At 67.9% G+C, this 22830-nt stretch carries 17 protein-coding genes; 13 read left to right on the top strand and 4 right to left on the bottom strand.

Annotated features, from left to right (window positions below; genetic code table 11):
• Window positions 1-75: 75 nt before the first annotated feature.
• A complete protein-coding gene (locus BTO20_RS17920) occupies window positions 76-1725 on the top strand; it encodes a 2-isopropylmalate synthase (RefSeq protein ID WP_198344532.1) in 1650 nt (549 codons plus the stop codon).
• On the opposite strand, the gene BTO20_RS17915 is transcribed toward BTO20_RS17920, so the two are convergent.
• On the bottom strand, window positions 1712-2176 hold the full coding sequence (locus tag BTO20_RS17915; protein ID WP_087077659.1) for a peroxiredoxin: 465 nt from the start codon (window positions 2174-2176) through the stop codon (window positions 1712-1714). The two genes, BTO20_RS17920 and BTO20_RS17915, sit on opposite strands and share 14 nt — an antisense overlap.
• A gap of 52 nt (window positions 2177-2228) precedes the next feature.
• Between BTO20_RS17915 and BTO20_RS17910 the strand changes: the two genes are divergently transcribed.
• From BTO20_RS17910 to BTO20_RS17855, 12 genes are all read left to right on the top strand, one after another.
• Complete coding sequence (locus BTO20_RS17910; protein ID WP_087077658.1) at window positions 2229-3746, top strand: anthranilate synthase component I; 1518 nt, start codon at window positions 2229-2231, stop codon at window positions 3744-3746.
• Window positions 3743-4360, top strand: a complete 618-nt coding sequence (locus BTO20_RS17905) for a TIGR02234 family membrane protein (RefSeq protein ID WP_087077657.1) — start codon at window positions 3743-3745, stop codon at window positions 4358-4360. The genes BTO20_RS17910 and BTO20_RS17905 overlap by 4 nt, the downstream gene beginning before the upstream one ends.
• A gap of 82 nt (window positions 4361-4442) precedes the next feature.
• On the top strand, window positions 4443-5261 hold the full coding sequence (trpC, locus tag BTO20_RS17900; RefSeq protein ID WP_087077656.1) for an indole-3-glycerol phosphate synthase TrpC: 819 nt from the start codon (window positions 4443-4445) through the stop codon (window positions 5259-5261).
• Window positions 5262-5297: 36 nt separating this feature from the next.
• The gene (gene trpB / locus BTO20_RS17895) at window positions 5298-6560 is read left to right on the top strand and encodes a tryptophan synthase subunit beta (RefSeq protein ID WP_087077655.1); all 1263 of its coding nucleotides are present in this window, start codon (window positions 5298-5300) and stop codon (window positions 6558-6560) included.
• Window positions 6560-7348, top strand: a complete 789-nt coding sequence (gene trpA / locus BTO20_RS17890) for a tryptophan synthase subunit alpha (RefSeq protein ID WP_087077654.1) — start codon at window positions 6560-6562, stop codon at window positions 7346-7348. The genes trpB and trpA overlap by 1 nt, the downstream gene beginning before the upstream one ends.
• Complete coding sequence (gene lgt / locus BTO20_RS17885; protein WP_087077653.1) at window positions 7345-9765, top strand: prolipoprotein diacylglyceryl transferase; 2421 nt, start codon at window positions 7345-7347, stop codon at window positions 9763-9765. The genes trpA and lgt overlap by 4 nt, the downstream gene beginning before the upstream one ends.
• A gap of 62 nt (window positions 9766-9827) precedes the next feature.
• Window positions 9828-10271, top strand: a complete 444-nt coding sequence (locus BTO20_RS17880; protein WP_087077652.1) for an NINE protein — start codon at window positions 9828-9830, stop codon at window positions 10269-10271.
• Window positions 10261-10674, top strand: a complete 414-nt coding sequence (locus BTO20_RS17875) for a DUF2752 domain-containing protein (protein ID WP_087077651.1) — start codon at window positions 10261-10263, stop codon at window positions 10672-10674. Before BTO20_RS17880 ends, BTO20_RS17875 begins: the two co-directional genes overlap by 11 nt.
• Window positions 10675-10757: 83 nt before the next feature.
• Window positions 10758-15314, top strand: a complete 4557-nt coding sequence (gene gltB / locus BTO20_RS17870; RefSeq protein WP_087082279.1) for a glutamate synthase large subunit — start codon at window positions 10758-10760, stop codon at window positions 15312-15314.
• Window positions 15307-16809 (top strand): glutamate synthase subunit beta, encoded by a 1503-nt coding sequence (locus BTO20_RS17865; RefSeq protein WP_087077650.1) that lies wholly within the window; start codon window positions 15307-15309, stop codon window positions 16807-16809. The genes gltB and BTO20_RS17865 overlap by 8 nt, the downstream gene beginning before the upstream one ends.
• 27 nt (window positions 16810-16836) lie before the next feature.
• Window positions 16837-18255 carry a pyruvate kinase gene (gene pyk, locus BTO20_RS17860; RefSeq protein WP_087077649.1) on the top strand — a complete coding sequence of 473 codons (1419 nt, stop codon included), beginning with the start codon at window positions 16837-16839 and terminating at the stop codon, window positions 18253-18255.
• A gap of 17 nt (window positions 18256-18272) precedes the next feature.
• On the top strand, window positions 18273-19139 hold the full coding sequence (locus BTO20_RS17855) for an acyl-CoA thioesterase II (protein ID WP_087077648.1): 867 nt from the start codon (window positions 18273-18275) through the stop codon (window positions 19137-19139).
• On the opposite strand, the gene BTO20_RS17850 is transcribed toward BTO20_RS17855, so the two are convergent.
• From BTO20_RS17850 to cydD, 3 genes are read right to left on the bottom strand one after another with little or no spacing between them, the layout of a single operon-like run.
• Window positions 19136-19726 (bottom strand): DUF4190 domain-containing protein, encoded by a 591-nt coding sequence (locus BTO20_RS17850; RefSeq protein ID WP_087077647.1) that lies wholly within the window; start codon window positions 19724-19726, stop codon window positions 19136-19138. The two genes, BTO20_RS17855 and BTO20_RS17850, sit on opposite strands and share 4 nt — an antisense overlap.
• 10 nt (window positions 19727-19736) lie before the next feature.
• Window positions 19737-21269: an ATP-binding cassette domain-containing protein gene (locus BTO20_RS17845; protein WP_087077646.1), complete on the bottom strand. Its 1533-nt coding sequence runs from the start codon at window positions 21267-21269 to the stop codon at window positions 19737-19739.
• The gene (gene cydD, locus BTO20_RS17840; protein WP_198344531.1) at window positions 21256-22803 is read right to left on the bottom strand and encodes a thiol reductant ABC exporter subunit CydD; all 1548 of its coding nucleotides are present in this window, start codon (window positions 22801-22803) and stop codon (window positions 21256-21258) included. Before cydD ends, BTO20_RS17845 begins: the two co-directional genes overlap by 14 nt.
• Between the last annotated feature and the right edge of the window lie 27 nt (window positions 22804-22830).

The raw sequence follows: 22830 nt of genomic DNA, 5'->3' as shown, positions 1-22830 counted from the left end.
ATCCATCACCGACCGAGCAGAAAGCACATCAGCATGAACCACACCCCGACGTGGAACCGGCAGCAGCCCTCGACGATGCCGTCGCATCGCTACGCATCCGTCTTCGACCGCGTGGATATTCCACTCACACAACGACATTGGCCCGACGCCCGATTCACCGTGGCACCGCTGTGGGTTCCGGTGGACCTGCGCGACGGCAATCAGGCGCTGGCCGAGCCGATGGACCCGGCCCGCAAGCGACGCTTCTTCGAGCTGCTGGTGGCCATGGGATACAAGGAGATCGAGGTCGGCTACCCGTCGGCGTCGCAGACCGACTACGACTTCGTGCGGCTGCTGGCCGATTCCGACTTCGCCCCGTCCGATGTCGGAATCGCGGTGTTCACCCCGGCCCGGCGCGACCTCATCGAGCGCACCGTGCATTCGGTGCGAGGTGTCCGCAACGAGGTGGTCATCCACATGTACACGGCCACCGCGCCGGTGTGGAGAAACACCGTGTTGGGCAAGGACCGCACCGAACTGCGCGAGCTGATCCTGTCCGGGGCCCGCGACGTCCTGGAATTCGCCGGCGACCTGCCCAACGTGCGCTTCGAATTCTCGCCCGAAGTGTTCAACCTGACCGAGCCGGATTACGTGCTGGAACTGTGCGACGCGGTCACCGAACTGTGGCAGGCCAGCGCGGACCGGCCGGTGATCCTCAACCTGCCCGCGACCGTCGAAGTGGCCACGCCGAACGTGTACGCCGACCAGATCGAGTACATGCACCGCAATCTGTCCCGTCGCGACAGCGTCATCCTCTCGGTGCATCCGCACAACGACCGCGGCACGGGGATCGCGTGTGCCGAGCTCGCGGTGCTGGCCGGCGCGCAGCGGGTCGAGGGCTGCGTCTTCGGTAACGGGGAACGCACCGGCAACGTCGACATCGCGACCCTGGCGTTGAATCTGCACGCCCAGGGTGTCGACCCGATGATCGACTTCTCCGACATCGATGAGATCGCCCGCACCGTCGCCTACTGCACGCGCATGCCGATCCCCGAACGCCATCCCTACGTCGGCGACCTGGTGCACACCGCGTTCTCCGGCACGCACCAGGACGCCATCAAGAAGGGCTTGGCCGAACATCGGGACAGGGCTGCGACCGAAGGCCGGTCTGAGCGTGAAATCGATTGGCGGGTACCGTATCTGCCGATCGACCCGGCCGACATCGGACGTACCTACGACGCGGTGATCCGGGTCAACTCGCAGTCGGGCAAGGGTGGCATCGCCTACCTGCTGCTCACCGACTACGGCCTGGACCTGCCCCGCCGGTTACAGATCGACTTCGCCCGCCGCGTCCAGGAGCACACCGACAGCCACGGTGCGGAAGTCACCGCCGCCGAGTTGTTCGACCTGTTCGATGCCGCGTATCTGCAACCCGGCGGCCCGGTCGAGCTGAAGGACTGGCATACCGGCCGCGACGAGACGACCGAGATAACCCTCGTCGTCGACGGCCAAACCCGGACCAGCACGCATCACGGGATCGGCCCACTGGATGCGCTGACCGCAGCGCTGAGTGCCGTCGGGCGCGACATCGAAGTGCTGAGCCTGACGCAGCAATCCGTCGGACGTGCGGCGGTCAGCTATCTGGAGTACCGCTGCGGCGGCAGGATCGGGTGGGCATGCGGTCGCAGCGATTCGGTGCTCGCCGCGTCGATGGCGGCGGTGCTGCGCGCGGTCAACGCGCCCTGAGCACCTCCAGTGCCTTGTCGGCGTGGGTGTCCATGCTGATCTCGCTGGAGATCACGTCGAGCACGGTGCGATCGGTGTCGATGACGAACGTGGTCCGCTTGACCGGCATCAGCTTGCCGAGCAGGCCGCGTTTGACACCGAAGTGGCTGGCCACCTTCCCGTCGGCATCCGAGAGCAGCGGGTAGTCGAACCGCTGGATGTCGGCGAACTTGGCCTGTTTGGCGACCGGGTCGGTGCTGATGCCGACCCGGGACGCACCGATGGCGGCGAACTCGGCGGCCAGATCGCGGAAGTGGCAGGCCTCCTTGGTGCAGCCGGGCGTCAACGCCGCGGGATAGAAGAACAGCACCACCGGCCCATCGGCCAGCAAACTCGTCAGACTGCGCACCGTGCCGGTTTGATCAGGGAGTTCGAACTCGGCAACGGTGTCACCCGTCTTAAGAGGTGTCATGGGCGTCCACGCTACGCCGACCCATCGCGTCCAGTCTGGGAGGATCATCTGCGTGCACACGCTTGCTTCCACCACGTCGCGTGAGGACTTCCGGGCGCTGGCCGCCGAACATCGGGTGGTCCCGGTGACCCGCAAGGTACTGGCCGACAGCGAGACGCCGCTGTCGGCGTACCGCAAGCTGGCCGCCAACCGGCCCGGAACGTTCCTGCTGGAATCGGCTGAGAACGGCCGGTCGTGGTCGCGATGGTCGTTCATCGGCGCGGGTGCCCCGTCGGCGCTGACCGTCCGCGACGACCAGGCGGTGTGGCTGGGCACGACGCCGCAGGACGCGCCCAGCGGCGGCGACCCGCTCGAGGCGGTGCGCACGACGCTCGAGCTGCTGGCCACCGCTGCGGTGCCCGGTATGCCGCCCCTGTCCTCGGGGCTGGTGGGCTTTTTCGCCTACGACATGGTCCGGCGCCTGGAGCGGTTGCCGGAACTGGTCGTCGACGATCTCGGCCTGCCCGACATGCTGCTCCTGCTGGCCACCGACATCGCAGCCGTCGACCACCATGAGGGCACCATCACGTTGATCGCAAACGCGGTCAACTGGAATGCCACCGATGACCGCGTCGACTGGGCCTATGACGACGCGGTCGCCCGCCTGGACGTGATGACGGCGGCGCTCGGGCAACCGTTGGCCTCGGCGGTGGCGACCTTCAGTCGTCCCGCGCCGGAGCACCGGGCGCAGCGCACCGTCGAGGAGTACTCGGCCATCGTCGAGAAGCTGGTCGGCGACATCGAGGCCGGCGAGGCGTTTCAGGTGGTGCCGTCGCAGCGGTTCGAAATGGATACCGCGGCTGATCCTCTCGACGTCTACCGGCTGTTGCGGGTGACCAACCCAAGCCCCTACATGTATCTGCTCAACGTCCCGAATGCCGAAGGCGGACTGGACTTTTCGGTCGTCGGTTCCAGTCCGGAGGCCCTGGTCACCGTCACCGACGGGCGGGCCACCACCCATCCCATCGCGGGCACCCGCTGGCGCGGCGCCACCGACGAAGAGGACGTGCTGTTGGAGAAGGAGCTGCTGGCCGACGACAAGGAACGTGCCGAGCACCTGATGCTGGTCGATCTCGGCCGCAACGACCTGGGCCGCGTGTGCCAGCCCGGCACCGTGCGGGTCGAGGACTACAGCCACATCGAGCGATACAGCCATGTCATGCATCTGGTGTCCACGGTCACCGGCGAACTCGCGGACGGCAAGACCGCACTCGACGCGGTGACCGCCTGCTTCCCGGCCGGGACCCTTTCGGGGGCGCCCAAGGTGCGGGCCATGGAGTTGATCGAGGAGGTCGAGAAGACGCGGCGCGGCCTGTACGGCGGTGTGCTCGGCTATCTCGACTTCGCAGGCAACGCCGACTTCGCCATCGCCATCCGCACGGCCCTGATGCGCAACGGCACCGCCTACGTGCAGGCGGGCGGGGGAGTCGTGGCGGACTCCAACGGTCCCTACGAGTACAACGAGTCGGCGAACAAGGCCAAAGCGGTGCTCAACGCGATTGCCGCCGCCGACACGCTCACCGAACCATGATGCGGATCGCGCAGGTTCTGCTCGTGGCCGCGGCCCTGGCCCTGTGGGGCGCGTCGCGGATGTCGTGGGTGCAGGTGTCGTCGTTCGATGGGCTGGGACAGCCCAAGAACACCGTGCTGACAGGTGCCATGTGGTCCACGGCGTTGATCCCGCTCGCGCTGGTGGTGCTGGCGGCCGCCGTCGCGGTTCTGGCGGTGCGGGGCTGGCTGTTGCGGCTGCTGGCCCTGCTGGTCGCCGTGGCCAGCGCTGGTATGGGTTATCTGGGAATCAGCTTGTGGGTTGCCAAGGACGTCGCCGTGCGGGCCGCGGACCTGGCCCTGGTGCCGGTGGCGCAACTGACCGGAACCCATCAGTACTACGGCGGCGCCGTGCTGACATTGGTTGCCGCCGTGTGCGCACTCGCCGGCGCGGTGCTGCTCATGCGCTCGGCGAGCGGAGCACGCGCGGTAGCGTCGCGCTATGCCGCGCCGGGGGCTCGCCGCGCCGCCGCGCAGGGCGAGAACGCCGACGCCCCAATGTCCGAACGGATGATCTGGGACGCGCTCGACGAGGGGCACGATCCGACGGGCGGGCAGAACGGCGAGCAGTCCGATCCGGACAACAAGGGTCGGTGACAGCAGAAGGTGTGGCGGCGACTACCCTTCGAGTGAGGTCCACCGGGATCGTCCCGGGCGCACCGGAAAGGAATCGACGGCGATGAGTTCGGCCACTGTGCTCGACTCCATCATCGAAGGAGTCCGCGCCGACGTTGCGGCTCGCGAGGCCGTCATAAGCCTTGAGGAAATCAAGGCGCGCGCCCTGGATGCACCCGCACCACTGGACGTGATGGCAGCGTTGCGCGAACCCGGGATCGGCGTCATCGCCGAGGTGAAACGTGCCAGCCCGTCCCGCGGGGCGCTGGCCAACATCGCAGACCCGGCGCAGTTGGCCCGCGCCTACGAGGATGGCGGCGCCCGGGTGATCAGCGTGCTCACCGAGGAGCGCCGGTTCCACGGCTCGTTGGCAGATCTGGACACGGTGCGGGCCGCGGTCTCAATTCCCGTGTTGCGCAAGGACTTCATCGTCAAGCCGTATCAGATCCATGAGGCCCGTGCGCACGGAGCGGACATGCTGCTGCTCATCGTCGCAGCGCTCGAACAGCCCGTGCTCGAGTCTTTGTTGGAGCGCACCGAGTCGCTGGGTATGACGGCTCTGGTCGAGGTCCACACCGAAGAGGAAGCCGACCGTGCCCTGCAGGCCGGCGCGCGCGTGATCGGCGTCAACGCACGGGATCTCAAGACCCTGGAGGTCGATCGGGACTGCTTCGCGCGCATCGCGCCGGGGCTGCCCAGCAACGTCATCCGGATCGCCGAATCCGGAGTCCGCGGAACGGCGGATCTTCTGGCGTACGCCGGCGCGGGCGCAGATGCCGTCCTCGTCGGTGAGGGGCTCGTCACCAGTGGTGACCCCCGCGGCGCGGTGGCCGATCTGGTGACCGCGGGTACCCACCCGTCCTGCCCGAAACCGGCTCGTTGAATCGGCAATGAGCCGCTGGCACGAAGAGGCACACTGATGGCGGATATCGCCGGTCCCGAGCTGCCGCGGTCCAGCGCAGCCGTGGCCGAACCCACGGTCCATGATCCCGACGCCCGAGGCCACTTCGGTTCTTACGGTGGCCGGCTCGTGCCGGAAGCCTTGATGGCGGTGATCGAGGAAGTCACCGCGGCCTACGAGAAGGCCCGCGGCGATCAGGCCTTCCTCGACGAGCTCGACCGGCTGCAACGGCACTACACCGGGCGGCCGTCGCCGCTGTACGAGGCCGCTCGGCTTTCGGAGCATGCGGGCGGGGCTCGGCTCTTCCTCAAGCGGGAAGACTTGAACCACACCGGTTCTCACAAAATCAACAATGTTCTCGGGCAGGCGCTGCTGGCTCGTCAGATGGGCAAGACCCGGGTGATCGCCGAGACCGGCGCGGGCCAGCACGGTGTCGCGACCGCGACGGCCTGCGCCCTGCTCGGCCTCGAGTGCGTGATCTACATGGGTGCCGTCGACACACAACGCCAGGCGCTGAACGTGGCGCGGATGCGGCTGCTCGGCGCCACGGTGGTCTCCGTGGAGGCCGGGTCGAAGACTCTCAAGGATGCGATCAACGAAGCATTCCGCGACTGGGTCACCAACGCCGACGAGACCTACTACTGCTTCGGGACCGCGGCAGGCCCGCACCCCTTCCCACTCATGGTGCGCGACTTCCAGCGCGTCGTCGGGTTGGAGGCGCGTGCGCAGATCCAGGATCAGGCCGGGCGGCTGCCCGACGCCGTGACCGCGTGCGTGGGTGGCGGATCGAACGCCATCGGCATCTTCCACGCGTTCATCGATGATCCCGGCGTGCGACTGGTCGGCTTCGAGGCGGCCGGTGACGGTGTCGAAACGGGACGGCACGCCGCGACCTTCTCCGGTGGGTCGCCGGGTGCGTTCCAGGGTTCGTTCTCCTACCTGCTGCAGGATGAGGACGGTCAGACCATCGAGTCCCACTCGATCTCGGCCGGCCTGGACTACCCGGGCGTCGGCCCCGAGCACGCCTACCTGAAGGACACCGGCCGGGCCGAGTATCTGCCGATCACCGACACCGAGGCGATGGATGCGTTCTCGTTGTTGTGTCGGACCGAGGGCATCATCCCGGCCATCGAATCGGCGCACGCCGTGGCCGGGGCGCTCAAGCTCGGCAGGGAACTCGGCAACGGGGCGATCATCCTGGTCAACGTCTCCGGTCGCGGTGACAAGGACGTGGAAACGGCGGCCAAGTGGTTCGGCCTGCTTGATGAGGGAGGCGCCTGATGAGCCGGTTGGCGGAACTGTTCGACGGGTGCCGAGCGGAAGGACGGGCAGCCCTGATCGGCTACCTGCCAACCGGTTTCCCCGATGTGGCGACGTCCATCGCGGCGATGACCGCGCTGGTCGAATCCGGTTGCGATCTGGTGGAAGTCGGTGTGCCGTACTCGGATCCGGGCATGGACGGGCCGACCATCGCTGCGGCGACCGAGACCGCGCTGGCCGGGGGAGTCCGGGTGCGCGACACTCTCGCCGCTGTCGAGGCGATCAGCAATGCCGGTGGCCGCGCGGTCGTGATGACGTACTGGAATCCTGTGCTGCGCAAGGGAGTTGACACTTTCGCACGTGATCTGGCGTCGGCAGGCGGCTACGGTCTGATCACCCCCGACCTCATTCCGGAAGAGGCCGACGATTGGCTTGCGGCCTCGGATGCCCATCAACTCGATCGGATTTTCCTGGTGGCACCGTCGTCGACCCCGCAGCGGTTGGCGGCCACCGTGCAGGCCTCCCGCGGCTTCATCTATGCCGCATCGACCATGGGCGTCACCGGTGCCCGCGACGCGGTCTCGAGCGCAGCGCCCGAGTTGGTGAGCCGGGTGAAGGAGATCTCGGACATCCCGGTCGGCGTCGGCCTCGGCGTACGGTCCGGGCAGCAGGCGGCCGAAATCGGGGCCTTCGCTGACGGCGTGATCGTCGGATCGGCCCTTGTCTCTGCTCTGCAGAACGGGCTCGACTCCGTCCGCACGCTCACCGAAGAACTGGCCACCGGTGTTCGGCAAAGGATTTCGGCTTGACCACAACCGTCCTCGCGTACCTGCCCAGCCCGTCACAGGGCGTCTGGCATCTGGGGCCGGTACCGATCCGCGCGTATGCCCTGTGCATCATCGCCGGAATCGTCGCGGCACTGATCATCGGTGACAGGCGGTGGGCGGCGCGCGGCGGCGAGCCGGGCGTGATCTACGACATCGCGCTGTGGGCCGTGCCTTTCGGCCTCGTCGGCGGTCGGCTTTACCACGTCATGACCGACTGGCGCACCTACTTCGGCCCCGAAGGCAAAGGCCTGGCCGCGGCGTTCCAGGTCTGGGAGGGCGGCCTCGGCATCTGGGGTGCCGTCGCACTCGGCGCGGTCGGCGCCTGGATCGCCTGCCGTCGGCGCGGAATCCCGTTGCCTGCGTTCGGCGATGCCATCGCCCCGGGGATCGTCCTCGCACAGGCGATCGGCCGCTTCGGCAACTACTTCAACCAAGAGCTCTACGGCCGTGTGACGTCGGTGCCGTGGGGCCTGGAGATCTACGATCGGCGCAACGCCGCCGGTCTGCCCGATCAACTCAACGGCGTCTCCAATGGCACCGTGCTGGCGGTCGTGCACCCCACCTTTCTCTACGAGTTGCTGTGGAACCTGCTGATTTTCGCCCTGTTGATCTGGGTCGACCGCAGGTTCCGGATCGGCCACGGCCGGTTGTTCGCGCTGTACGTGGCCGGCTACTGCGTGGGTCGGTTCTGGGTGGAGCTCATGCGCAGCGACGCCGCCACACATTTGGCCGGCATCCGCATCAACACCTTCACCTCGACTTTCGTGTTCATCGGCGCCGTCGTCTACGTCATGTTGGCACCCAAGGGCCGTGAGGATCCGGCCACCTTGGCGGGCCGGCCGCGTGACGACTCCGATGAATCGGTGGTCGATGAGCTGGGCAAGGACCTGGTCGGCGTGGCGGCCGCAACGGGCGTCGTGGCGGCCGCGAAGGTTGCAGGCGATTCCGATACCGCAGACGAACATTCCGAGGACATGCACCCGGACGCCGTGGCAGAGGACGAAGGTGCCGATGCCGCCGCCGCGGTCGAGTTGAAGGCCATAGCGCCGCACACCGACGAAGCGCCGGCTGAAGAGGCCGCCGCGAGCGCGGACGAGAGCTCCGACACCGACGAGGCTGACGAGGAATCCGCCGAAGCGGAACCGGCGGTTGAGCCGGTCGATGAAGAAGCCGTCGACACGGCCGCCGAGTCGACTGACGACAGCGAACCGGTAGCTGAGCTCGAGGAGCCAGAGTCCGAGGTATCGGAGTCCGAAGCCGACTCCGAGCAGGACGACACCGAAACTGAGACTGCCGCTCAAGCCGAGCCCGAAGCCGCGGAGTCCGACGCTGAGCCGTCTGCCGAACCGGACGGCAACGAGGCCGAGGACGAAGCAGCCGCAGAGGCCGTAACCGACGAGGCCGAGCCGACCGACGCCGACGCCCCGGAGCCCGAAGGCGACTCTGAACAGGACGAGACCGAAACTGCGGAGCCCGACGCCGAAGCGGCGGAGTCCAATGGCGAGCCCGTTGCGGAGGCGGAGGAGACAGAGTCCGAGGTATCGGAGTCCGAAGCCGACTCCGAGCAGGACGACACCGAAGCTGAACCTGCCGCTCAAGCCGAGCCGGAACCCGAAACCTCGGAATCCGACGCCGAGCCGGAAACCACCGCGACTGAAGACGAGGCATCCGCAGAGGCGCTGACCGACGAGCCCGAGCCGACCGACGCCGAGGGCGAGACAGCTGAGTCCGAAGCCGACTCCGAGCAGGACGTCACCGACGTCGAACCTGCCGCAGAAGCCGAGCCGGAACCCGAAACCTCGGAGCCCGACGCCGAGCCGGAAACCAGCACGACTGAGGACGAAGCATCCGCAGACGCTGGAGCCGACGAGCCCGAGACGTCCGAGGCCGACACAGCGGAGCCAGAAGGCGAAACAGGCGCCGAAGCCGCAGAGGTTGAGGCCGAACCAGCCGCAGAGGCTGAAGCTGACGAGGACGCCGAAGCAGGGGAGCCCGAGGCCGAGCCGTCTGCAGAGCCGGACGCCACTGAGGACGAATCGTCCGCAGAAGCGGTGAGCGACGAGCCGGCGAAGCCTGAAACAGAAGCGTCGGAGTCCGAACGCGAAACCGAGCCGTCTGACGAACCGGACACCGCCGAGGCTGAGGGCGAAGCCGCCACAGAGGCTGACGAAACCGCAGAGCCTGAGACTGCCGACACCGATGACGCGGAGAGTGGCGCTGCCACCGAAGCGGTCGACAGCGAGGACACGGACGCGGCGACTGAAGACGTGGAATCCGATGCGGCAGAAGACGAATCGGCGAAGGATGCGCCGTCGAAGGATGCCGCGGCCACGCCCAGCACACCGGCGGCACCGGCCCCCGCGCCGCAGCGTCGTCGGTGGTGGCGCCGCCGGCGCTGACTTCGCGTCGGAACGTGGCATGACAGCGGCTTGAACGAGTCGCGTTCTGGCATGCTGTGAACATGACCGATCGCCCGGAATACGGCGCCGGTGCCGAAGGCTCGGTACCGCCGTTCCCGCCGCCCGCGGGTTATCCACCGCCCCCTCCCGGCTACGGGCCGCCGCCGGGGTACCCACCACCGGGCTACGGGCAACCCAATGGCTACTACCCGCCCCCCGCGTACGTCGACCCGTCGGCTCCGTACGGGCGCCATCCGCTGACCGGCGAGCCGTTTTCGGACAAGTCGAAGGTCACCGCCGGACTGCTGCAGTTGCTGGGCTTCTTCGGGCTCGTGGGTATCGGGCGCATCTACATCGGCGACACCACCATGGGCGTCATTCAACTGGTGGTCGGGATCCTGACGTGCGGTATCGGCGCGTGGATCTGGGGTGTCATCGACGCGATCCTCATTTTCACCGACAAGGTCCGGGACACGAACGGGCGTCCGCTGCGCGATGGCACCTAACTCGGGGCTGAGCACCACGTCGACGCGCTACGGCGCGCTCGGCGCTGGTGTCATGCTGACCGGAGCGCTGGCATACACCGCGGTGGCCGATCCACACCGTCCCGGATTCCTGTTCCCGCCATGCCCGTTCAAGCTGATGACCGGCTGGAACTGCCCGGCGTGCGGTGGATTGCGGATGACCCACGATGTGCTGCACGGAGACCTGGGGGCAGCGGTGGTCGACAACGCGTTCGCGCTGGTCGGGCTTCCGCTGCTGGCCGCCTGGATTCTGGTGCGCTGGCGGTTGGGCAAGCCGGTCTTCCCGGCACCGGCCGTCGCGACCATCCTGGTCGCCGCCGTCATCTGGACCGTGGTCCGAAATCTCCCCGGCTTCCCGCTGACTCCGACATTCATTGGTATGTAGCCGCCGACCTGCACTGATACACTCGTAGTTCGGGCCGGTGCAGTCCCGGAGCAAGGATGTTCCGGACTGTGGAGGCGATTCAGGTGCTTTACTCGGCATTGCCAGAGGCGCAGGGCCTATACGACCCTGCAAACGAGGCCGATTCGTGCGGCGTGGCGATGATCGCCGACATTCAAGGACGACGGTCCCATGGCATCGTCGCCAACGGACTCGAAGCACTCGAAAATCTCGAGCACCGCGGTGCGGCCGGCGCCGAACCGAACAGTGGCGACGGCGCGGGCATCCTCCTGCAGCTGCCGGTCGAGTTGCTCAGTGAGGTCGTCGACTTCGCTCTACCGGCTCCCGCCGCTGACGGCGCGAGCACCTTCGCCGCCGGGATCTGCTTCCTGCCGCAGGACCCCGTGGTTCGCCAGAGCACCCGCGAGAAGATTGAAGCCATCGCCGCCGAAGAGGGCCTTGAGGTTCTGGGCTGGCGTGCGGTACCGGTCGATCCCGACGGTGCCGGCGTGGGCATGACGGCCCTTGGCTGTATGCCCTACATGGCCCAGCTGTTCATCGCCGCCCCGGAGGTGGCAGGCGTGCGGCCGGCCGGCCTCGACCTGGACCGGCTTGTCTACCCGCTGCGCAAACGCGCGGAGCGCTGCGATGTCTACTTCCCGTCGCTGTCCAGCCGGACCATCGTCTACAAGGGCATGCTCACGACACTGCAGCTGCCGCAGTACTTTTCGGATCTACGTGATGAACGTTGTCAAAGCGCCATCGCGATCGTGCACAGCCGGTTCTCCACCAACACGTTCCCGTCGTGGCCGCTGGCGCACCCGTTCCGCTTCGTCGCTCACAACGGTGAGATCAACACCGTTCGCGGCAACCGCAACCGCATGCACGCCCGCGAAGCGATGCTGGCCAGCGCACACATTCCCGGCGATCTGAGCCGGCTTTCGCCGATCTGCACGCCCGACGCCTCCGACTCGGCTTCCTTCGACGAGGTGCTGGAACTGCTCCACCTGGGTGGCCGAAGCCTGCCCCACGCAGTGCTGATGATGATCCCCGAGGCGTGGGAGAACGCCACCACGATGGATTCGGCCGAGCGGGACTTCTGGCAGTTCCACGCGTCGCTCATGGAGCCGTGGGACGGCCCGGCCTGCGTGACCTTCACCGATGGCACGTTGGTCGGAGCGGTCTTGGACCGCAACGGTTTACGCCCCGGACGGTGGTGGCGCACGGTCGACGACCGCATCATCCTGGCCAGCGAGAGCGGCGTGCTGGGCGTGCCGTCAGGTGAGATCGTCGCCAAGGGCAGGCTGCAGCCCGGCAAGATGCTTCTGGTCGACACGGCAGCCGGCCGCATCGTGTCCGACGACGAGATCAAGGAGCAGCTGGCGCAGGCCGAACCGTACGGTGAGTGGCTGCACGCTGGCTTGCTCGACCTGGCCACCCTGCCCGACCGGGCCCGCCTGCAGCCCAACCACGAGTCCGTCGTGCGACGGCAGATCGCCTTCGGGTACACCGAGGAGGAACTGCGGATCCTGCTCACGCCGATGGCGGCGTCGGGCGCCGAGCCCCTCGGATCGATGGGCACGGATACGCCGACGGCGGTGCTCTCGTCGCGGTCACGGCTGCTCTACGACTACTTCGTCGAACTGTTCGCCCAGGTGACGAACCCGCCGCTGGACGCCATCCGCGAAGAGGTGGTCACCTCCATGGCCCGGGTGATGGGGCCGGAGGAGAACCTGCTCGAGCCCGGTGCCGCGTCCTGTCGCCAGATCGTGCTGCGCTGGCCGGTTCTCGACAACGACGAACTGAGCAAGATCGTCCACATCAACGACGACGGCGAGCATCCCGGGTTGCGCTCCACCGTGTTGCGTGCGCTCTACGACGTCGAACGCGGCGGCGAGGGCCTCACCGAGGCTGTCGAGGATTTGCGCCTGCGGGCCAGCGAGGCGATCGCCAAAGGTGCCCGCACCCTGGTGATTTCCGACCGCGACTCGGATCACACCCGCGCGCCGATCCCGTCGCTGCTCGCCGTCTCGGCGGTGCACCATCATCTGGTCCGCACCAAGGAACGCACCAAGGTGGCATTGGTGGTCGAAAGCGGTGATGCCCGCGAGGTGCACCACATCGCGATGCTCATCGGATTCGGCGCGGCCGCGGTCAACCCGTATCTGGCGTTCGAGTCGATCGAAGACCTGATCCGCGAAGGCGAGCTCACCGGCATCGAGCCGGCCGCCGCGGTCCGCAACTACGTCAAGGCCCTCGGCAAGGGCGTAGTCAAGGTGATGAGCAAGATGGGCATCTCCACCGTCGGGTCCTACACGGCGGCACAGGTTTTCGAGGCGATCGGACTCGACAGGGGAGTGGTCGAGGAGTACTTCACCGGTACCACGAGCCAGCTCGGCGGTGTCGGTCTGGACGTGCTCGCCGAAGAGGTCAAGCTGCGCCATCGACGGGCCTACCCGGAGAACCCGACCGAACGCGTCCATCGCCGGCTGGAGGTGGGTGGCGAGTACGGCTTCCGCCGGGAGGGCGAGCTGCATCTGTTCACCCCGGAAGTGGTGTTCCTGCTGCAGCATTCGACTCGGACGGGCCGACGGGACATCTTCGCCCGGTACTCCGAAGAGGTCGATCGCCTGTCCCGCGAAGGCGGGGCGCTGCGCGGCCTGTTCGAGTTCAAACATGGGCTGCGTGCGCCGGTGTCACTGGACGAGGTGGAACCCGTCGAATCAATCGTCGCGCGCTTCAACACGGGCGCGATGAGCTACGGTTCGATCTCCGCCGAGGCCCACGAGACCATGGCCATCGCGATGAACAAGCTTGGTGGCCGCTCCAACAGCGGTGAGGGCGGCGAGGATGTCGGCCGGCTCTACGACCCGCTGCGGCGCAGCGCGGTCAAGCAGGTCGCCTCGGGCCGCTTCGGTGTGACGAGCGACTACCTGGTCAACGCCACGGATATCCAGATCAAGATGGCTCAGGGCGCCAAACCGGGTGAGGGCGGACAGCTTCCGGGCTACAAGGTGTATCCGAGCATCGCCAAGACCAGGCATTCCACCCCCGGCGTCGGGCTCATCTCGCCGCCGCCGCACCACGACATCTATTCGATCGAGGACCTCGCCCAGCTCATTCACGACCTGAAGAACGCCAACTCCGAGGCACGTATCCACGTCAAGCTGGTCAGCAGTGTCGGGGTCGGGACGGTGGCCGCAGGCGTGTCCAAGGCGCATGCCGACGTCGTGCTGATCTCCGGATATGACGGCGGCACCGGCGCCGCGCCGCTCACCTCGCTCAAGCATGCCGGGGCGCCATGGGAGATCGGCTTGGCCGACGCGCAGCAGACGCTGGTGCTCAACGGTTTACGTGACCGCATCACCGTGCAGTGTGACGGCGGCCTGCGCACGGCGCGTGATGTCATGGTGGCAGCGCTGCTGGGCGCAGAGGAGTTCGGCTTTGCGACCGCGCCGCTGGTGGTGGCGGGCTGCATCATGATGCGGGTGTGTCACCTCGATACCTGTCCGGTCGGGGTCGCGACCCAGAACCCCGAATTGCGGGCCCGATTCAACGGCAAGCCCGAGTTCGTGGAGAACTTCTTCACCTTCATCGCCGAGGACATCCGCCGCTACCTGGCCGAGTTGGGCTTCCGCAGCATCGACGAGGCCGTCGGCCACGCCGAGATGCTCGACACCGCGCCCGGCGTCGCGCACTGGAAGAGCCGTGGGCTGGACCTCAGCCCGATCTTCGCGGTGTCCACCGACGCCCATGGCGCCAAGCTGACCCAACGCCGCCGGTTGCGCGGCCAGGAGCACGGCTTGGAGCAGGCCCTGGACCGCACCCTGATCCAGCTCTCCGAGGGCGCACTGGAAGACGCCCACCCGGTTCGTTTGGAACTTCCGGTGCGCAACGTCAACCGCACGGTCGGCACCCTGCTCGGTTCCGAGGTCACCCGCCGCTATGGTGCCACCGGTTTGCCCGACGACACCATCCACGTGACGCTGACCGGATCGGCCGGGCAGTCGATCGGGGCGTTCCTGCCGCCCGGTGTCACCCTCGATCTCGTCGGCGACGCCAACGACTATGTGGGCAAAGGCCTTTCCGGCGGCCGGGTGGTCGTGCGGCCGCCGGACGACGTGTTGTTCCTGCCCGAGGACAACGTCATCGCGGGCAACACCCTGCTGTACGGGGCCGTCTCGGGTGAGGTCTTCCTGCGCGGCCGGGTGGGAGAACGGTTCTGCGCGCGCAATTCCGGGGCGTTGGCCGTCGCCGAAGGCGTCGGCGACCACGCATGCGAATACATGACCGGTGGCCGGGTGGTGGTGCTGGGCCGCACCGGCCGCAACATGGCTGCGGGCATGTCCGGTGGCATTGCCTACGTGCTGGGCTTGGACCCCGCGAAGGTCAACACCGAGATGGTGCAACTGCAGCGCCTCGAGCCCGAGGATCTGGCCTGGTTGCAGGCCGTCGTGGCCCGCCATGCCCAGTACACCGGCAGCACCGTGGCCAAGTCGGTGTTGTCCGACTGGTCAAGGCGCAGTTCGCAATTCACCAAAATCATGCCGACCGACTATCAGCGCGTGCTGCAGGCCACCCGGATGGCCAAGGCAGAGGGCCGCGATGTCGACGATGCGATCATGGAGGCCAGCCGTGGCTGATCCGACCGGATTCCTGCGAGTACCCAAGATCGAGGCCGCCAAGCGGCCCGTCGATGAACGCATCGGGGACTGGCGCGAGGTGTATGAACGGCAGAACCCGCATGAGCGGGCCGGCGAGGTCTCGCAGCAGGCCCGCCGCTGCATGGACTGTGGTATCCCGTTCTGCCACTCGGGAACCGCGGGATGCCCGCTCGGCAACCTCATCCCGGAGTGGAACGACCTGGTGCGCCGCGGCCGCTGGGACGCGGCCGGCGACCGGCTGCACGCCACCAACAACTTCCCGGAGTTCACCGGCCGGTTGTGCCCGGCGCCGTGTGAGGCGGCGTGTGTCCTGTCGATCAGCGAGGAGCAGACCGGCGGCAGCGTCACCATCAAACGCATCGAGCAGACCATTGCCGACCAGGCCTGGCTCGACGGTACGGTCGAGCCGCAGCCTGCCGCGATCAGCACCGGCAAGAGCGTCGCGGTGGTGGGCTCGGGTCCCGCAGGACTGGCCGCGGCCCAGCAGCTCACGCGCGCCGGCCACGACGTCACGGTCTACGAACGCGATGACCGCCTCGGTGGGCTGCTGCGCTACGGCATCCCCGAATACAAGCTGGAGAAGTCGGTCCTCGATCAGCGGCTGGCCCAGATGCGGGCCGAGGGAACCCGATTCGTCACCGAATGCGAGGTCGGTGTCGACCTGTCGGTCGAGCAGTTGCGCGCCCGGCATCAGGCCGTCGTGCTGGCCGTCGGTGCCCTGCGGGCTCGCGACAACGACGTGCCCGGTCGTGACTTGGCGGGGGTTCATCTGGCGATGGATCACCTGGTCCCGGCCAATCGGGAGTGTGAGGGCGACGGGCCGTCACCTCTGTCGGCCGCGGGGCGTCACGTGGTCATCATCGGCGGCGGGGACACCGGGGCCGACTGTCTGGGCACCGCGCACCGGCAGGGCGCGAAGTCGGTGACCCAGTTGGACTACAACCCCGAGCCACCGGGAATCCGTGACGATTCTCTCTCACCCTGGCCGACGTGGCCGCTGGTCCTGCGGACGTCGCCGGCGCACGCGGAGGGCGGGGCCCGCCACTTCGAGGTGGCGGTACAGCGGTTCATCGGCGACGACACAGGTCATCTGCGGGCGATGGAGATCGCCGAGGTGCGGGTCACCCGCGACGCCGACGGCCGCCGCCAGATCACCCCGGTCGGGGAACCGCTGGAGATTCCGTGCGACCTGGCGTTGTTGGCGATCGGGTTCGAGGGTGTCGAACACATGGCCCTGCTCGATGAGCTCGGCCTGCAGCTCAACGGGCGCGGCGCAGTGCCGTGCGGATCGGACTGGCAGACCGACGCACCGGGCGTGTTCGTCTGCGGTGACGCACACCGCGGGGCGTCGCTGGTGGTCTGGGCCATCGCCGAGGGCCGCAGCGCGGCCCATGCGGTGGATGCCTATCTGATGGGTGAATCCGACCTGCCGGCACCGGTGCGCCCGGGAGTGCTGCCGCTGGCCGTCGTCTGAATCGATTAACGACTATGCTCTGTTCCCGTGAACCGACGCGGGAAGATCGTTTGTACGATGGGTCCGGCTACTAGCACCGACGCGATGGTCAAATCGCTGGTCGAAGCCGGAATGGATGTAGCGCGGCTGAACTTCAGCCATGGCGAGTATTCGGATCATGAGGCGGCGTACCGCAGGGTCCGAGCAGCCGCCGACGAGACCGGGCACGCGGTCGGTGTTCTCGCCGACCTGCAGGGACCGAAGATCCGCCTCGGCCGTTTCGCCGACGGGCCGACTGTGTGGGCGACCGGCGAGACGGTGCGGATCACCATCGACGACTGCGCCGGAACCCACGATCGGGTGTCGACCACCTACAAGCGGCTGGCCGAGGATGCCGTGGCCGGCGACCGGGTGCTGGTCGACGACGGCAATGTCGGCCTGATCGTCGAGAGCATCGAGGGCAACGACGTCGTCTGCAAGGTCACTGAGGGTGGCCCGGTCAGCAACAACAAGGGCATGTCCCTGCCCGGCATGAACGTGTCTGCCCCGGCGCTGTCGGAGAAAGACATCAAGGACCTGGAGTTCGCGCTGCAGCTGGGCGTCGACCTGGTCGCGCTGTCCTTTGTCCGCTCACCGGCGGACATCGAGCTGGTGCACGAGGTGATGGACCGCGTCGGGCGCCGCGTTCCGGTGATCGCCAAGCTGGAGAAGCCCGAGGCCGTCGAGAACCTCGAGGCCATCGTGCTGGCATTCGACGCAGTGATGGTGGCCCGTGGCGACCTCGGCGTGGAGCTGCCGCTGGAGGAGGTGCCGCTGGTTCAGAAGCGGGCGATCCAGATCGCGCGGGAGAACGCCAAACCTGTCATCGTCGCCACGCAGATGCTGGAGTCGATGATCGACAGCTCGCGCCCCACCCGGGCCGAGGCCTCCGACGTCGCCAATGCGGTGCTCGACGGCGCGGACGCGGTCATGCTCTCCGGGGAGACCTCCGTGGGCAAGCACCCGCTGGAGACGGTGCGGACCATGGCCCGCATCATCCACGCGGTCGAGGAGAACTCGGTCGTGGTGCCGCCGCTGACCCACGTTCCGCGTACCAAGCGCGGTGTCATCTCATATGCGGCGCGCGACATCGGTGAACGACTGGACGCCAAGGCACTCGTTGCGTTCACCCAGTCCGGCGACACCGTGCGCCGGCTGGCTCGGCTGCACACGCCGCTGCCGGTGCTGGCGTTCACCGCACTGCCCGAGGTGCGCAGCCAGCTCGCCCTGACCTGGGGCACCGAGACGTTCATCGTGCCGCAGATGTCCAGCACCGACGACATGATCCGTCAGGTCGACAAGTCGTTGTTGGAGCTCGGCCGCTACAAGCGCGGCGAGCTGGTGGTCATCGTCGCGGGTGCTCCTCCCGGCACAGTAGGCTCCACGAATCTGATCCATGTGCACCGCATCGGTGAGGAGGACGTCTAAACGAGGAGAGGGGCCCAGTGTCACACTCGGATTTCGAGGAGCTGCTGGCGGTTCTCGACCTCAAGCGCGTCGACGACAACCTCTTCATCGGGACGCACCCGAGCAAGAATCCGATCCGCACGTTCGGCGGTCAGATGATCGCGCAGGCGTTCGTGGCGGGTGGTCGATCGCTGGAGCACAAGCAGCAGCCGAGCGCGCTGAACGCCCACTTCATCGCCGGCGGTGACCCGGAGCAAGACCTCGAGTTCCACATCGTGCGGCTACGCGACGAGAAGCGTTTCGCCAATCGCCGGGTGGACGTCATGCAGGACGGTCAGCTCTTGACGACCGTGATGCTCTCCTACATGAACGGCGGGCGCGGCCTCGAACACAGCGTGGCCGCGCCCGACGTCGCACATCCCGACACATTGCCGAAGATCGACGAGCTGTTGCGGGGGTACGAGGAAACGGTGCCCTTGTTCGTCGAGGCGTTGCGGCCCATCGAGTGGCGCTACACCAACGACCCGGCCTGGGTGATGCGGGATAAAGGGGAGCGCCTGGACCACAACCGGGTGTGGCTCAAGACCGAGGGCGCCATGCCCGACGACCCGGTGTTGCACGGCGCAGCGCTGGTGTATTCGTCGGACACCACGGTCCTCGACTCGATCATCACCACACATGGCCTCTCGTGGGGCTTCGACCGTATCTTCGCGGTGACGATGAACCACTCGGTGTGGTTTCACCGTCCGATCAAGTTCGACGAATGGGTGCTGTACTCGACCACCTCCCCGGTGGCCGCCGAATCCCGCGGCCTGGGCACCGGCCATTTCTTCGACGAAGCCGGTCAGCTGCTGGCGACGGTCGTGCAGGAAGGCATCGTCAAATACTTTCCCGCGTCGCGCTAGCGCGTCGAGGTCGGAGTGACACCGAGACCGTGCTCCACCCGGTTGCGTAAGGCGTCCTCGCACTGTTGTTGTGCGACGGGGTCGCTGCCCGCGCGTTGCATACAGTCCATGTATTCGGGGCCGCCGAACTCGTCAAACCAGCGCTGCCCCACGCCGACCCACACCCAGATGAAGGCGATCGACACCAGCACGGCGATGATTCCGAGCACGATGCCGCTGGTGGCGACGCCCCGGTTGTCGGCCTCGCCGCGTTTGCACCGGCCCAACGCCGCGATCCCGATGATCACCGCGAGGAGTCCGAGCACGATGCCACCGATCACTGACAACGTCAGGACGAGGCCGATGATCGCGAGCACCAGCGCGGCGACCCCCAGCCCGTTGCGTGGTCCGGCCGGCGGGCGAGGCGGGGGCGGCACGGGATAGCCACCGTATGGAGACGGGGGGTAACCGGCCCCGTAGGGCGGCGGCGGGGGATAACTGCTGTACGGCGGCGGGTAGGGGCCCGGGTACGGTCCGTACGGTGTCGGCGATGCGGCCGGTGGAGCGGGTTTGTCCGACTCGGTACCACCGCCGCGCGCGTCGGTCATGAGACCGAGGCTACTCGCCGGATACCTGTCGCAGCGCAGGACAGGTCAGCGTCGGGCAGTCGACACCGGCAGGCAGATGATGCGTTGCCACCACGACGGTTCGGTCAGCCGTCAACAGGCCGCCCGGTGTGAGCAGCTCGGTCAGGATGCGCTCGGTGTCGGCCGCCTCGAGATTCTCTGTCGGTTCGTCGAGCAGCACGATCGGGAAGCTCGAAATCAGCGCCCGGGCAAGCAGCAGCCGCCTGCGTTGACCCGCCGACACCGCGGCCGCTCCGCCCACCAGAATGCTGGACAACCCGTCGGGAAGTGCCGCGAACCACGTTCCGAGGCCGACGCGGTGCAGGACCGCCAACAGTTCCTCGTCGGTGGCGTCACCGCGGGCCACCAGCAGGTTGTCGCGCACCGTGGTGTCGAACAGGTGCGCATCCTCGGCGAAAAACGCTGCGCGCTGCGGCTTCTCGGCGTACTGGCGGGCGATCGCCATCAACAACGTCGTCTTGCCCGAGCCGCTGGGCCCCAGGACGGCCAGCCGTGCCCCCGGTTTCAGGTCCACCGCCGCGGCTTCGGGGCGCCGGCGCAGGCCCGGCTCGGGTTCGGTGAGATCCTGCAGCCTGCGGGCGGCGATGCGTGAGCGACCCAGCTGCAGAGCGGCTTCCGGCAGCGCGGCGGTCGCCTCGAATGCCGAGAGAGGCAGCAGCATCAGGATCGCCACGGTGGTCGGGGCGACGCTCGACGCCAGGGTGAGGGCGGCGACGACCGCGCCCAGCACGCTGGCACCGATGGCAGCGCTGGGCATGGCGGCGGCGACAGCGGCGGGCGCTGCGGCTCGGTCCACGGCGTGCCCCAGGGCCCGGTTCTGCTGTTCGGACTCGTCGATCACCGCGGCCAGGCGTCCACTGACGCGCAGCTCCGGGGCGTATTCGAGTGCCAGCATGGTGGCCGTGTCGCGCTGCGAACGATGTTGTGCAGCAACGGCTTCTGATGCCGTAGCCGCGCGGGCCGCGATGGCGGGAGCGAGGACACCCGCGATCAGCAGGCACGCGGCGAGCACCGCCGCGGCGGCAGGGGAGATCACGGCGATGACGCCGACAGCAGCGGCCGACAGCACCACGGCCACCACGATGGGCAGCAGTGCCCGCACCAGTACATCGGCCAGGTCGTCGACCGATCCACCGATTCGGGCCACGAGTTCACCGCTGGGCATGCGCATGACGTCATCGGTGGCGGTGTCGGCGAGCCGGCGGTACAACCCGGTGCGGGCATTGGCCGCCGCCCGCAGGGCGGTGTCGTGGGACGCCAGCCGCTGGCAGTAGCCGAGCACGCCTCGCGAAATACCCAGCGCCCGCACCGCAACCACGGCCACCGAGAGATCCAGCACCGGCGGCATCTGCCAGGCCCGGGTGATCAGCCATGCGGAGATCCCGGCCAACGCCAGGGCACTGCCCAGCGACAGCACGCCGAACATGCTGGCCAGCACCAGCCGTCCGATCCGTGGTCTGAGCAACTGCGCGGCGAATCGCAGCAGCGGGTCATCGCGGAACACGTGAATCACCCACTGTCACAACCACATCGCCGATCGCCAGCACGGGATCGCGGTGCCCGACCACCACCACGGTGGCACCCGACGCCGCCCTGGCGGTGACGGCGCTCAGGACCCGAGCCTCCAATTCGGCATCCAGATGCGCGGTCGGCTCGTCCAGCAGCACCACCGGAGCCGGGGACCCGAGCACGCGGGCCAGCCCGAGCCGCTGCCGCTGCCCGAGGGACAGGCCCACCCCGTCGCGGCCGATCACGGTGTCCAAACCGTCCGGAAGGCTGTCGCAGACCTCGTCGAAACCGGCACTGCGGCAGGCATTGTCGAGATCGGGCAGCGGGCCGAGCAATTCCAGATTGGCCCGGACGGTACCGGGAATCAGCACCGGACGGTGTGGCAACCAGGCGATCTGACGCCACCAGGCATCCAAGTCGAGCTCGCATACCTCGACTCCGTCCACCCGCACGCGTAGCGCATCGGTGAGCCCCAGAATGGCCTGTAGTGCCGTACTTTTCCCGGCGCCGTTGGGTCCGGTGAGTACTGTGACGCGCCCCGGTTCGATCGCCGCGTCGAAACCCGCGACGTCGATGGTGGGCGCGCCCGCCGTCGGGATACGGGTCCCGGACGGCCGCGGCGACGCAGTACAGAGCGCGAAGGCCGCCTCGGCCGCCGTCTTGCCGTCCTGCGCGGCGTGGAACGCCGCACCCACCCGCCTCAACGGCCAGAAGACTTCAGGCGCCAGCAGTAACGCGGTCAGGGCGGCTGCCAGCGGCATATCCCCGAAAACCAACCGCAGGCCGACACTGACCGCCACCAGGGCCACGCCGAGCGTGGCCAGCAGTTCCAGCACGAGCGCCGACAAGAAGGAGATCCGAAGCGTCGCCATGGTCGAACGCCGATGGGCGGCGGACAATTCGGCGATGCGCTGCACGGACCCTCCGGCCCTCCCGAGGGCGCGCAAGGTCGGGATGCCGGCAACCAGGTCCAGTAGGCGGCTCTGCAGGGTGGTCAGCGCACCGAGCGCCGCCGCCGACCGGTCGGCGGTGAGCAGCCCGATCAGGACCATGAAGATGGGGATGAGCGGTAGCGCGATCATCACGATCGCGGCGGCCTGAATGTCGTAGCACGCCATCACCAGCAGAGCTGCCGGGGTGAGGATGCCGGCGAGCACTACGGCAGGCAGATAGCCGCTGAAATACGGCCGCAGCCCGTCGAGGCCGCGTGTCACCACCGCGGCGGCCGCATCCCGGTCGGCCGCCAACTGCCGGGGCGGCAGGGCTGTCACCGATCGCAGGACCTGGCTGGACAACTCGCCGATGACCGCGGTGGCGCCGCGCTGTGAGAGCCTGCCCTGCAACCATTGCGCCACGGCGCGGACGGTCCAGATCAGTCCGAGGGCCAGAAGTGAGGAGCGCCAGCGCGATCCGGAGTCGGGATCGACGACCACACCTGCCACGAGATGGGCGAGCACCACCGCCGACGCGATCGTGCTTCCGGCAATCACCACGCCGCAGGCCACCGCGGCCGCCAGGTAGCGGCGCAGCGCCGTGACGGATCCCGTCCCGCCGCG

The organism is Mycobacterium dioxanotrophicus, assembly GCF_002157835.1.
Taxonomy (GTDB): domain Bacteria; phylum Actinomycetota; class Actinomycetes; order Mycobacteriales; family Mycobacteriaceae; genus Mycobacterium; species Mycobacterium dioxanotrophicus.
This window is presented reverse-complemented; position numbering and strand designations above follow the sequence as displayed.